Below are 11594 nucleotides of genomic sequence, written 5' to 3'. Positions count from 1 at the left end.
GGGCCTTACCGATGCTGCGCGTGCGCGTCAGCGCCGCTATGGGAGGAGTGATCGGCTGGAGCCTCGGTGGCCCCCGGAGCGTCCGGCGCGGTCTGCACGCCTTTATTGCGCTCGGTCTGGTCGATCACATGGCTGTTGGGGAAGTCGTAGCGAAGGCCTTCGGTCTCATGCGCCGATTCCTTGCCCGCGCCGCCCATCATGTTGATGTGCATCAGCTCGCCCATGCAGCGCTGGCCGGGCTTGGGGCAAAGGTTCACGACCGCGTCGAACAGCTTGGGATCGACGGCGGAGAAATAGGCGACCGGCGCCTTCTCGCTGGGCTTGGCGAGCGTCAGGTAGACATTGCGGTCCAGATTGACGTCACCAGCCTTCACCTTCGCCACCCAGCCGTCGAAACCGGCCCGGTCCAGCGCCTTGTAAGCAAAGCGCATATGGCTGAAGCCCGCGCCCGAATAGTTGGCGGAAAAGCCCACGCCACCGACCGCCTTGTTGGCGACCGCATGCAACTGCGTCTTCATGCCCGGCATCGCATAGATCTGCCCCGCCAGTTCAGGAATGTAGAAGCTGTTCATGACCGTCGAGGCGGTGATGTCGAAACGCACCGGCACATTGGTCGGGACCGCCAGCTCATTGACCGTGGCGATGCCCAGCTCCGGATAGATGAACAGCCATTTCCAGTCGAGCGCGACGACCTCGACAGTCAGCGGCTTCACCTTGGGGTCGATGGGGGTCTGCGCGTCGATCCGGTCCAGCGGCCGATAGGGGTCCAGCTTGTGCGTGCTCACCCAGGTCAGCGCGCCCAGGCAGATGATGATCAGCAGCGGCGCGGACCAGATCAGCAGCTCCAGCTTGGTCGAATGATCCCAATCCGGATCATATTCCTTTTCCGCCGCCTCGTTCGCAGAGCGGTAACGCCAGGCGAAAAAGACGACCAGCGCCATGACGGGAATGACGATCAGCAGCATCAGCGCGGTCGAGATCAGGATCAGGTCGCGCTGCTGCACCGCAATATCGCCCGACGGGTTCATCACGACCCAGTTGCATGCCGTCAGCGGCAGCGCCAGAATCGGAGCGGACCAGCGGAAAATTCGGGTCCAGTTGGGGAAGAGGGGGTGTGGCATGAGCGCGCGCTAACCCGTCCACAGGGAGTCGAACAGTGGGCAATTTGTCCCATAGTGCGCAGGTGCAAAAAATGCTTGGATTGCGGGATACTGCTTAGACTCTGCGGGTTTTCTGTTATGTTGCCTGTTCGTGGCCGCCGGCAGAACAGAAAAAGGGTTCCGGTGGCTTAAGCCAAGGAGCGGATGCCTATGAGTTCACAGGCCATGACCTTCACCTCCCGGTCGCTGGAGGATGATGCGCGCCTGATCAATGCGCGGGACCACAAGATCGCGCCGGGTGATATTTCCATCGGAGTCATCATCGGTCGCACCTCCGAATTCTTCGATTTCTTCGTCTATGCCATCGCTTCGGTCATCGTTTTCCCGCACCTGGTCTTCCCTTATGTGGATGCCCTGACCGGCACGCTTTATTCCTTCGCGATCTTTTCCGTCGCCTTCATCACGCGGCCCATCGGCTCGCTGATCTTCATGGCCATCGACCGCCATTTCGGTCGGGGCACGAAACTGACCGTGGCCTTGTTCCTGCTGGGCGGATCGACCGCGTCGATCGCTTTCATGCCGGGATATGAGACCATTGGCCACTATGCAGCGGTCGTATTGGTCATTTTGCGCGCCGCGCAGGGGATCGCGCTCGGCGGAACCTGGGACGGCCTCGCCTCGCTCCTGTCGCTGAACGCGCCGCAGCATCAGCGCGGCTGGTATGCGATGGTGCCGCAATTGGGCGCACCGCTGGCGCTGCTGGTGGCGAGCGGTCTGTTCGCCTTCTTCCTGATGACGCTGTCTCGCGCGGATTTCCTCGACTGGGGCTGGCGCTATCCCTTCTTCGTCGCCTTCGCGATCAACGTCGTGGCCCTGTTCGCCCGCCTGCGGATCGTCGTGACCCATGAGTTCGAGCGCCTGTTCGAACAGAAGGATCTGCAACCCTCCGAAGTGCTGCCCACCGTCAAGGCGGAAGGGCGCAACATCATCATCGGCGCCTTCGCCCCGCTGGCCAGCTTCGCGCTGTTCCACATGGTGACGGTCTTCCCGCTGAGCTGGGTCGCGCTGTTCACGAAGCAGCCGCTGGAACGCTTCCTGATCATCGAGATGATCGGCGCGTCGGTCGGCCTGCTCGCCATCGTCGTCTCGGGCTTCGTCGCGGACCAGATCGGGCGCCGCTCGCTACTGGCATGGTCGGCGCTCGGCATCGCGATCTTCAGCGTCATGGCGCCGTTGCTCTTGAATGGCGGGGATCTGGGCGAGGTCGCCTTCATGATCCTGGGCTTCATGCTGCTGGGCCTGGCTTTCGGCCAGTCCTCCGGCGTGGTCGCGTCCAACTTCGCCACCGAAGCGCGCTATACCGGATCGGCGCTGACCTCCGACCTTGCATGGCTGGTCGGCGCGGGCTTCGCTCCGCTGGTGGCGTTGCTGCTGTCGGTGAAGTTCGGTCTGGCCGCCTCGGGCATCTACCTGCTCTCGGGCGCGGTGGCGACCATGGTGGCGCTCTACGTCAACAAGGAACTGGCGGCCCGCGACCGCTGAGAAGGAAAGGGGGGAGGCCTTATCGCTTCCCCCTCATTCGCGCCAAAGCCCTGCGATCGAACCATCCTGTCGGCAAGGGCCGGGGCCGAAAACGCGGCAACCATTCGCCGTAAAGCGCATCCATGCGAACCGGCAACCCCGATACTCCGTCACGTGCCATGATGTCGGAAATGATCCGGTTCTGGAAATAGCGCAGCGAATAATTGATCATCCGCCGATATTGCATGTGAAGCGTGGAGGGCCGCAGCAGGCTCACCGCCTCGCAGCGAAAGCCCGCATCCTCGCACGCCAGCACCCGCTCCCGATCCCAATCGGCATCACGCCCCAGATCGGTATGCGCCCAGGCGGCCACCAGCCCATCGTCTCCCACCAGATCCTCTGGCAAGCGCAAGCCTCGCGCCCGGACTGCTGCGACGAACCGTCCGGACAGCGCATAAAGATCACCGAACAGCCCCCGTTCATCCCGCAGGCTCTGGCGATAGACCTCGACCGACCGCCCATTGACCGGCATCCCCGCAGCCGCATTGGCATCGGGCCGTGCCGCCAACGCCGCCGTCAGCGCGTCGATCGACCCGGCGACGATTTCGGCATCGCCATCCATGAAGATGACGGCATCCTCATCGCCGCGGAGCAGGTCGTGGACGAAATGATTCCATGTCCGCGCCTTGCCACCGGCGGCCATGTCATGGACGATAACATTCGCTCGTCCGCCGCTCGCCTCCCGCGCCCGCGCCGCAGTGGCGTCCGTCGACCCGTTCACCAGCACATGAAAGACGATGTCCGCCCGGTCCAGCGGCAGGGACGCCAGGCACAGCCCGATCCGCCGTTCCTCCTGATGCGCGAATATGCCGACGGCGATGCCCACCTTTAGCGAAAATCCCAGCTCTGCTGCTTATGCTGCGTCAGATCGAGGCCTTCCTCCTCCTCCCGCGCGCCGATCCGGGCTGGCACGATCACCGACAGCATCAGGGCGATGATCGCTGATCCGGCCATCGCCCACAGCGCCACCACCACTATGCCGATGACCTGCGCGACGATGGCGCCGCCAAGGCTGATCCCCGCCGCGAAGCCGACTCCGCCCAGCGCCGGGAGCACGAAGGGAACCAGCAGCAACACCCCGATCAGCCCACCCAGCCCGTGGATCAGGAACACATCCGCCGCATCGTCGATCCGCGCACCCAGCAGCGCCTTGGCCACCCGGCAAAGCAGCGCGGCGATCAGCCCGATCATCATCGCCCCGCCCGGTCCGACCAGGGCCACCGAAGCGGAAATCGCCACCAGCCCGGCCAACGCTCCCGACACGGCTCCGGTCGTCGTCACCCGGCCAAGATCGATCCGCTCCACCAGCATCCAGCCGAAAGCGCCCGCGCAGGCCGCGAAATGGGCGTTGAGAATGGCCGTCGCGGCATTGTCCGTCGCGCCAAAGGCCCAGCCACCCACAATCCCCGCCCAGCCGATCCACAGCAGCACGCCACCTGCAAGGCTCAGAAGCGGCGCATGCCCCCCGGAAACCGCCCGTCGCTTGCCCACGATCAGCACCAGCGCCAGCGCCGAAAAACCCGCGCAGAGATGCACGACCAGCGCGCCCGCAAAATCCATGACGCCCAGGCCTGCCAGCCATCCGCCACCCCAGACCCAATGCACCACCGGCGCATAGACCAGCAACAGCCAGAGCAGGGCAAAGGCCGTCATCCATCCCAGACGCACCCGCTCCGCCACCGCACCGGGCAACAGGCAGGCGGCGAAGACGGCCAGCCCCATCTGGAACAGCGCGAAGGCCGATTCCGGCACGGTCAGCCCATCCCGCAACGCCCCCAGATTGGCGAGCAATATATGCGCCCGCCCGCCCAGCCAGCCGCTTCCCGGCGCATAGGCGAGGCTGTAACCGATGATCCCCCAGAGCAGCGAAATCCCTGCGGCCACCACCAGCCCTTGCATGCCCACCGACAGGGCGCTGCGCGCATGGACCAATCCCGCATGACGCAACATCAGTCCCGGCAAAGCCGCCAGCAGCACCAGCACGCCGCACAGGATCATCCACGCCGTATCGCCGCTATCCGCCACGGCGACCTGCGCCATCGCGGTTTCGGGCGCGATCAGCGCGGAAAGAAGAAGAAGGGCAAGCAGACGACGCATCAAACAATCCAGCCAGAATTCGGCCCGTCGTAACGCATGCGAAGTAAAGACTTGCCTAACCTGATATATCAGGGAGCCTGCCTCCAATCCCATCCTAATAAGCCGCACCCCCGCAACTGATCCGCCCCGTCCCGCGATTGTCGACGCTGCACGCCGCTTTTCCCGCCACCGTCACGTCGCCCGACCCGGAAGCCGTCACCTTGGCGGTCACCTCCGCCGTCAGCGCCACATTCCCCGGCCCGTCATTCGCGACCACGGCCTGCCGCGCCCGCAGTCCCTCCGCCGCCACCGCGCCCGGACCAGTAACCCGCACGGTCGCGACACCGACCCGCCCGGCCAGATTCGCCCGCCCGGCCCCCACCACGCCCAGATGGAGCTGCTCCAGATCCACCGCCGCCACGCTGACGTCGCCATTGCCGCCCAGCACGATCTCCCCGCGCAGCCCCTTCATCCGGCTGATCGAAACCGATCCACCCCCGGTCAGCACGACACGGCCCAGATCGCCGGTCGACAGCCGCAGCACCGCCCGCCCGCCGGATTTCTCGCCCGGCTGCGCTCGCTCCATCGTCACCGCCAGCAGGCGTCCGGACAGGTCCAGCTTCAGCCGGTCCAGCACAGCCTGATCACCCTCCGCCCGCGCCGAAGCTCCGGCGCCCGTGGTAATCACGACCTCTATCGGCGCATCCACCCGGATCGCATCGAAGCTGGAGAGGGTGAAGCCCCGCGTCGCCGCCCCTGCGGGAGCCGCCAATCCCGCTATCGTCACGGTCAGAAGAACAAGAAAACGGGGAAGCGGCATGACGGTCTCCCAACCTCTATCGCGATCCTGATACGAATAGGGCGTAGCGGTTCCAAGCCCCCTTGTTCGTCGCACCGGATCGGGCAAGATCGTCAGGTTTCCAAAAGAGGGCATGTGGCTGATGCGCAAACTATTTTCCGGACTTCTTCTGGGTTTGATCAGCACGACGGCCCTGGCTGCACCTGACAATAGGGCGGAAGCCTGGTGGAGCCACGTCCGCACCCTTGCCGGCGACGCTTATGAAGGACGAGGCACCGGCAAACCGGGCTATGACAAGGCAGCCGACTATGTGATCGCTCAGCTTCAGGCGCTCGGCCTCCAGCCAGCGGGCACGCATGGCTATAAACAGCCCATCGCCTTCACGGAGCAGGTGATCCTGTCGCAGGACAGCAGCGCCAGCCTGACCGGAGCGGAGGGCGAAACGGCGCTTGCCGTGCCCGCCGACATCATTTTCTCGGGTGGCGGCGGCCCCGTTCCGCCAACCGTCAGCGCGCCGCTGGTCTTCGCGGGCTATGGCCTGCATCTGCCCGAAGTGAACCATGACGATTTCGCCGGGCTCGACCTTAAGGGCAAGATCGTGGTGGTCGTTTCCGGCGGCCCCTCGACCATTTCCGGCGCGCTCAAATCCCATGCACGCTCGGAACGCGCCGCATGGCTGGCCAAACAGGGCGCGCTCGGCCTGATCCAGTTGGTCACGCCCAAGCAGGTCGAGATTCCCTGGGACCGCCGCATGGCCCTGGCCAGCCAACCCGCTCTGTTCTTCCGCGACCAGGCCTTGCGAGAGACTGCCGCGCCTTTCCTGAGCGCGCAGTTCGATCCCGCCAAATCCGCGCTGCTTTTTGCGGGCTCCGGTCATGATTTCACGGAGATCGCCGCCGCCGCCGACAAATCCGCGCCCGTGCCTTCTTTCCCGCTTGCCCGGCGACTGGACGCGAAGGTGGCGGCCAGACGCTCGGACATCTCATCGCCCAACATCATCGCGCTCATGCCCGGAACGGACCCGGCGCTGCGAAAGGAATATGTCATCCTGTCCGCCCATCTCGACGGCTATGGCGTCGGCACGCCGATCAAGGGCGATGCGATCTATAATGGCGCGATCGACAATGCCTCCGGCGTGGCCAGCCTGCTCGAAATCGCCCGCACCCTGCGCGAGAGCAAGGTGAAGCCCAGGCGATCGATCCTGTTCGCCTTCGTGACGGCGGAGGAAAAGGGGCTGCTCGGCTCCACCTATTTCGCCCGGCGGCCGACCGTGCCGCACAAGGCGATGGTGGCGGACCTGAATTTCGACATGGCGTTGCCGATCTTCCCGCTGACCAGCGTTACGCCGATCGGCTACGATCAGAGCAGCTTGGGGAAGGATGCCGAAGCGGTGAGCGCGCAGATGAACCTGCCGATCACGCCCGATCCCTTCCCCGACCGGAACGTCTTCATCCGCTCCGACCAATATAGCTTCATCCGCACGGGCATCCCCGCGCTATTCTTCAAATATGGCTTCAAGGCGGACACGCCGGAGGCGGCGGTTGAAAAGGCCTGGCGCGCCAATATCTACCATTCGCCCAGGGACGATGCGAACCAGCCGGTGATGCCGGCGGAATCGGTGAAGCTCAACGACTATGTCGCCGCCGTGACTCTGCGCGTCGCCAATGCGCCGGGACGGCCGCAATGGAACGGGGACAGCTTCTTCCGCCGCTTTGTGAAATAGGATCTGAGCCCAATAGGGATCATGCCTCATAAAATTCCAGCGGCAGCCCGTCCGGATCAGCGAAAAAGGTGAAGCGCTGTCCGGTGTAAGGATCGATCCGGACCTCCTCGCAGGCGATCCCCGCCGCCGCCAGCCGCGCGACTTCCCCGTCCAGATCGTCGACCGTGAAGGCGAGGTGACGCAGGCCGCAGGCTTCCGGCCGGGTCGGACGGGGCGGGGGCGCGGGAAAGGAGAAAAGTTCGATCTGGGCATTGCCCGCGTCCAGATCGCATTTCCACGATTGCCGCTCGTCGCGCCACACTTCGCGGATCACGCCAAAGCCCAGAATGTCGACATAAAAGGCTCTGGACCGCGCATAGTCGGAACAGATGATCGCGATATGATGGATGGCACGCATGCCCGCGCCCTATCATAGCGGTCGCATCGCCGGAACCTTGATCCCCCCGTCCGGGCGGCCTACACAGCCGGCCATGACTCACGCCTCCTATCCGGCGCTTCGCCTGCGCCGCACCCGCGCCTCGGCCTGGAGCCGGGCGATGCACGCCGAAAATCGCCTCAGCCCCAGCGACTTCATCTGGCCGCTGTTCGTCACCGAAGGGCAGGGGGTGGAAGAACCCATCAAGTCGCTCCCCGGCGTCTCCCGCTGGTCGGTGGACCTGATGGTGGAACGCGCACGGGAAGCGCAGGCGGTGGGCATTCCCTGCCTCGCCCTCTTTCCCAACACCCAGCCCGAACGGCGCAGCGACGATGGTGAAGAGGCGCTCAATCCCGATAATCTGATGTGCCGGGCCATCCGGGCGATCAAGGACGCGGTGCCGGAGATCGGCATCCTGACCGACGTGGCGCTCGATCCCTATACCGCCCATGGCCAGGACGGCCTGCTGGATGAAGCGGGCTATGTCGTCAACGACGCCACCATCGACGTGCTGATCGGCCAGTCGCTCAATCAGGCGGCGGCGGGCGCGGACATCATCGCGCCTAGCGACATGATGGATGGCCGCGTCGGCGCGATACGCGAGGCGCTGGAGGAGGAAGGCCATGCCAATGTGCAGATCATGGCCTATGCCGCCAAATATGCGAGCGCCTTTTACGGCCCGTTCCGCGATGCGGTCGGCTCCAGCGGCCTCCTGAAAGGCAATAAGAAGACCTATCAGATGGACCCCGCCAACAGCGAGGAAGCGCTGCGCGAAGTCGCCCTAGACATTGCCGAAGGCGCGGACAGCGTGATGGTGAAGCCGGGCCTGCCCTATCTCGACATCATCGCCCGAGTGAAGGATCGGTTCGAAGTGCCCGTCTTCGCCTATCAGGTGTCGGGCGAATATGCGATGCTGGAGGCCGCCGCCGCCGTAGGGGCGGGGGATCGCGACGCGCTGGTGCTGGAAACGCTGATGGCGTTCAAGCGGGCCGGTTGCTCGGGCGTTCTCACCTATCACGCGCTTCACGCCGCCCGCCTGCTGGGAGCCTGAAATGACCGATCACCCCGAAGCCTCCATCATCCCCTTCAACGGCAAGACGCCGAAGATCCACCCCAGCGCCTTCATCGCGCCCGGCTGCCGGATCATCGGGGATGTGGAGATCGGTCCCGATGTCAGCATCTGGTATAATTGCGTGATCCGGGCGGATGTGAATTTCATCCATATCGGCGCGCGGACGAATATCCAGGACGGCACGGTGGTCCATTGCGACAGCCCCGGCGACCATATCGACGGCCGCCCGTCCGAAGGCTGGCCGACCGTCATCGGGGAAGATGTGCTGATCGGCCATATGGCGATGGTCCATGGCTGTATCCTGAAGGACCGGGCTTTCGTAGGTCTTGGCGCCATCGTCATGAGCGGGTGCACGGTGGAAAGCGACGCCATGCTCGCGGCGGGCGCGCTGCTTTCGCCGGGGAAGACGGTGCCGCACCGCCAGCTTTGGGCAGGCCGCCCCGCCAAATATATGCGTGATCTATCCGACGAAGTGCTGATCGACATGCGCGAAGGCGTCGAACATTATGTCCATAACGGCAAGGCGCATAAGGGCGCGGTCAAGGCGGCGTTCGCGTCGGATTGAAGCAGCCTAAGGTTTATATGAATCCTGCTCCTGCGAAGGCAGGAGCACGAAATGCGAAATGCTCAGGATCAAGGCTGAGCCAACCGGCCCTTGAGCACGTCCAGCCGGTCATTCTGCCCGTCGACGATCGCCAGCGCCACCCCGCGCGCAGCATCGATCGCCTCGATCCCGCCGCTGGCCTTGCCTTCGGACACCGCATTGCTGCGCTCGACATAGAGCACGTCCAGGCTCGCCAGCGCCGACACGCTGTCGTTGCGCGCCGATTCGAGCGCGCTCAACGCCGTCTGCGCCGCCACCCAGGCCTCGCTGGAAACCGCCGATCCGGAAGCCGCCCGCGTCGCCCTGTCCGCCGCGGGCCAGGCCTTGTCGAAAGCCGATCCGCCCGTCTGAGCCTGCGCCGTCAGCCGCTCCACATTCTGGACCAGCTCCGGTTCCGGCGCGACCGGCGAGGGTTGGGGCGCCGCCTCGGCAATGGGCGCACCCTCGATCGCCCGCTTGGCGAGTGAGGGATAGCCCTGAAAGGTGCTGGCGCAACCGGACAGGAACAGGGCCAGGGATGGAAGCAGCCGACGCAGGTTCATGAAACGCATCTAGGATGGCGTTGGCGCGGAGGCAAGCTTAGCGCGGAAGCGATGCGGCTTCGCGGGCGAGCGCCTCGATCTTCATCGGATCGACCGGCCCCTTGGGCACGACCCAACTGCCGCCGACGCATTTGATGAAGGGCTCGGCCAGCCATTTCGGCGCGCTTTCCGCCGTGATCCCGCCGGTCGGGCAGAAACGCGCCGTGTGCAAGGGCGCCGCCAGAGCCTTGAGCGCAGGCAAACCGCCCGAAGTTTCCGCCGGAAAGAATTTGAAATGCGAAAGGCCCATATCCAGCCCGCGCATGATGTCGCCCGCCGTCGCGGTGCCGGGCAGGAAGGGAATCCCCGCCGCAATCGCCGCCTTGCCCAATGGTTCGGTGAGACCGGGACTGACGATGAAGCGCGCCCCCGCCTCCATCGCGGCATCGAGTTGCGCGGGATTGAGCACGGTCCCCGCACCCACCACCGCGCCCTCGACCTTCGCCATTTCCCGGATCACATCCAGAGCAGCCGGCGTCCGCAACGTCACTTCCAGCGCGGGTAGCCCGCCCTTCACCAGCGCCTGCGCAATCGGCAACGCATCCTCGACCCGATCGATCACCAGCACCGGGATCACCGGCGCCAGTTCCATCACCTGTTCCACGCTCAAGGACATTATTTCTTCTCCCGAAAGGCCGCGGCGGCGCCGTACAGCCCGATTTCGTCATGCAATGCGAGGCGGATCGGCACGGATTTCATCAGGCTCTCGAACCGTCCCTTGGCGGTGAAGCGCTGATGAAACCCGCTCTGCGGCAGCAATCCGCGCATCCGCTGCGTCAGCCCGCCCGCCAGCACCACCGCATGCGGCCCCTGCGCCAGCGCCAAGTCACCCGCGACCGATCCATAGGACATGCAGAAACGGTCGAACGCCGCCCGCGCAAATTCGTCCGTGCCATCAATGGCCGCCTGCCAAAGCTCGGCATCTTCCATCAACACGACCCGATCATGGCCGATGGTCGCCATTGCCTTGTAGATATTGTTGAGGCCCGGCCCCGACACGATCCGCTCGGTCGACACGCGCAGGAATTTGTCCCGCAGATAGGCGAGGATCTTCTCCTCCAGCGGATCGAGCGGCGCGAAGTCCAGATGCCCGCCCTCGGTGGCGATGACATGCGGCTGCCCATCGTCGAAGGCGATCATCGCGACGCCCAGCCCTGTGCCCGGCCCCAATATCGTCACCCCGCCGTCACGCGGAAAGGGCTTGTCCTCCCCGAACAGCAGCGGCAGATTTTCCTGCGGCAGACGCGCCACGGCATGGGCCACCGCCTCGAAATCATTGACCAGCCGCAAATGTTTGAGGCCCAATTCCTCGTCCAGCGTATAGGGCCGGATCACCCAGGCGCTGTTGGTCAGCTTGATGACCTCGCGCCCGATGGCGGTGGCGAAGGCGATTGAGGCGGAGGTGGGCAGATCACCCCCTTCATCCTCGACGAATGCGGCCCAGCAGGCCTGAAGGCTGGGATAATCCGCAACCTTATATTTGCGCACCTTGCCGAGCGTCGGCACACCCCGCGCATCCAGCTTTGCGCGGGCGAAACGGGCGTTGGTGCCGCCGATATCGGCTGCGATGATTTCGGTCATATTTGGTACCTTGGGTATATAGATACGTCATTCCCGCGAAGGCGGGGATCCATCTCCTGCCA

At 64.7% G+C, this 11594-nt stretch carries 12 protein-coding genes; 4 read left to right on the top strand and 8 right to left on the bottom strand.

From position 1 onward, the window contains the following. Positions 1–5: 5 nt before the first annotated feature. Complete coding sequence (gene cyoA, locus HHL26_RS10785; RefSeq protein ID WP_082748600.1) at positions 6–1121, bottom strand: ubiquinol oxidase subunit II; 1116 nt, start codon at positions 1119–1121, stop codon at positions 6–8. 189 nt (positions 1122–1310) lie between these two features. Between cyoA and HHL26_RS10780 the strand changes: the two genes are divergently transcribed. Then, complete coding sequence (locus HHL26_RS10780) at positions 1311–2642, top strand: MFS transporter (RefSeq protein ID WP_066558281.1); 1332 nt, start codon at positions 1311–1313, stop codon at positions 2640–2642. Positions 2643–2661: 19 nt separating this feature from the next. On the opposite strand, the gene HHL26_RS10775 is transcribed toward HHL26_RS10780, so the two are convergent. From HHL26_RS10775 to HHL26_RS10765, 3 genes are all read right to left on the bottom strand, one after another. After that, positions 2662–3507 (bottom strand): glycosyltransferase family 2 protein, encoded by an 846-nt coding sequence (locus HHL26_RS10775; RefSeq protein ID WP_066558279.1) that lies wholly within the window; start codon positions 3505–3507, stop codon positions 2662–2664. A gap of 2 nt (positions 3508–3509) precedes the next feature. Continuing rightward, positions 3510–4778 carry an ammonium transporter gene (locus HHL26_RS10770; protein ID WP_066558276.1) on the bottom strand — a complete coding sequence of 423 codons (1269 nt, stop codon included), beginning with the start codon at positions 4776–4778 and terminating at the stop codon, positions 3510–3512. Positions 4779–4872: 94 nt separating this feature from the next. Further along, complete coding sequence (locus HHL26_RS10765) at positions 4873–5577, bottom strand: DUF2807 domain-containing protein (protein ID WP_066558274.1); 705 nt, start codon at positions 5575–5577, stop codon at positions 4873–4875. 121 nt (positions 5578–5698) lie between these two features. Here HHL26_RS10765 and HHL26_RS10760 point away from each other — a divergent pair, with 121 nt between their 5' ends. After that, complete coding sequence (locus tag HHL26_RS10760; RefSeq protein WP_066561817.1) at positions 5699–7279, top strand: M28 family metallopeptidase; 1581 nt, start codon at positions 5699–5701, stop codon at positions 7277–7279. 19 nt (positions 7280–7298) lie between these two features. Here the strand turns inward: HHL26_RS10760 and HHL26_RS10755 are convergent, their stop codons facing one another. Next, positions 7299–7676 (bottom strand): VOC family protein, encoded by a 378-nt coding sequence (locus tag HHL26_RS10755; protein ID WP_066558271.1) that lies wholly within the window; start codon positions 7674–7676, stop codon positions 7299–7301. 73 nt (positions 7677–7749) lie between these two features. On the opposite strand from HHL26_RS10755, the gene hemB reads away from it, so the two are divergent. Then, complete coding sequence (gene hemB, locus HHL26_RS10750; RefSeq protein ID WP_066558264.1) at positions 7750–8745, top strand: porphobilinogen synthase; 996 nt, start codon at positions 7750–7752, stop codon at positions 8743–8745. 1 nt (position 8746) lies between these two features. Next, positions 8747–9331, top strand: coding sequence for a gamma carbonic anhydrase family protein (locus tag HHL26_RS10745; RefSeq protein WP_066558262.1), 585 nt, complete (start codon positions 8747–8749; stop codon positions 9329–9331). Between the two features lie 68 nt (positions 9332–9399). Here the strand turns inward: HHL26_RS10745 and HHL26_RS10740 are convergent, their stop codons facing one another. From HHL26_RS10740 to glk, 3 genes are read right to left on the bottom strand one after another with little or no spacing between them, the layout of a single operon-like run. Continuing rightward, on the bottom strand, positions 9400–9912 hold the full coding sequence (locus HHL26_RS10740; RefSeq protein ID WP_066561815.1) for a hypothetical protein: 513 nt from the start codon (positions 9910–9912) through the stop codon (positions 9400–9402). Positions 9913–9949: 37 nt separating this feature from the next. Further along, positions 9950–10567, bottom strand: coding sequence for a bifunctional 4-hydroxy-2-oxoglutarate aldolase/2-dehydro-3-deoxy-phosphogluconate aldolase (gene eda, locus HHL26_RS10735; RefSeq protein WP_066558260.1), 618 nt, complete (start codon positions 10565–10567; stop codon positions 9950–9952). Then, the gene (gene glk, locus HHL26_RS10730) at positions 10567–11532 is read right to left on the bottom strand and encodes a glucokinase (protein WP_066558257.1); all 966 of its coding nucleotides are present in this window, start codon (positions 11530–11532) and stop codon (positions 10567–10569) included. Before glk ends, eda begins: the two co-directional genes overlap by 1 nt. Positions 11533–11594 lie beyond the last annotated feature (62 nt).

The sequence above is a fragment of the Sphingobium sp. TB-6 genome (assembly GCF_012927365.1).
In the GTDB taxonomy this organism is placed as follows: Bacteria; Pseudomonadota; Alphaproteobacteria; order Sphingomonadales; family Sphingomonadaceae; genus Sphingobium.
Note: the sequence above shows the minus strand (reverse complement) of the source record. Positions and strands in the feature narration are given on the sequence as shown.

What these genes read in the sequence shown, in the direction of transcription:
- HHL26_RS10740 (WP_066561815.1), bottom strand. Translation starts at nt 9,912, where the DNA reads ATGAACCTGCGTCGGCTGCTTCCATCCCTGGCCCTGTTCCTGTCCGGT.
- HHL26_RS10770 (WP_066558276.1), bottom strand. Translation starts at nt 4,778, where the DNA reads ATGCGTCGTCTGCTTGCCCTTCTTCTTCTTTCCGCGCTGATCGCGCCC.
- HHL26_RS10745 (WP_066558262.1), top strand. Translation starts at nt 8,747, where the DNA reads ATGACCGATCACCCCGAAGCCTCCATCATCCCCTTCAACGGCAAGACG.
- eda (WP_066558260.1), bottom strand. Translation starts at nt 10,567, where the DNA reads ATGTCCTTGAGCGTGGAACAGGTGATGGAACTGGCGCCGGTGATCCCG.
- HHL26_RS10755 (WP_066558271.1), bottom strand. Translation starts at nt 7,676, where the DNA reads ATGCGTGCCATCCATCATATCGCGATCATCTGTTCCGACTATGCGCGG.
- HHL26_RS10760 (WP_066561817.1), top strand. Translation starts at nt 5,699, where the DNA reads ATGCGCAAACTATTTTCCGGACTTCTTCTGGGTTTGATCAGCACGACG.
- HHL26_RS10765 (WP_066558274.1), bottom strand. Translation starts at nt 5,577, where the DNA reads ATGCCGCTTCCCCGTTTTCTTGTTCTTCTGACCGTGACGATAGCGGGA.
- cyoA (WP_082748600.1), bottom strand. Translation starts at nt 1,121, where the DNA reads ATGCCACACCCCCTCTTCCCCAACTGGACCCGAATTTTCCGCTGGTCC.
- hemB (WP_066558264.1), top strand. Translation starts at nt 7,750, where the DNA reads ATGACTCACGCCTCCTATCCGGCGCTTCGCCTGCGCCGCACCCGCGCC.
- HHL26_RS10780 (WP_066558281.1), top strand. Translation starts at nt 1,311, where the DNA reads ATGAGTTCACAGGCCATGACCTTCACCTCCCGGTCGCTGGAGGATGAT.
- glk (WP_066558257.1), bottom strand. Translation starts at nt 11,532, where the DNA reads ATGACCGAAATCATCGCAGCCGATATCGGCGGCACCAACGCCCGTTTC.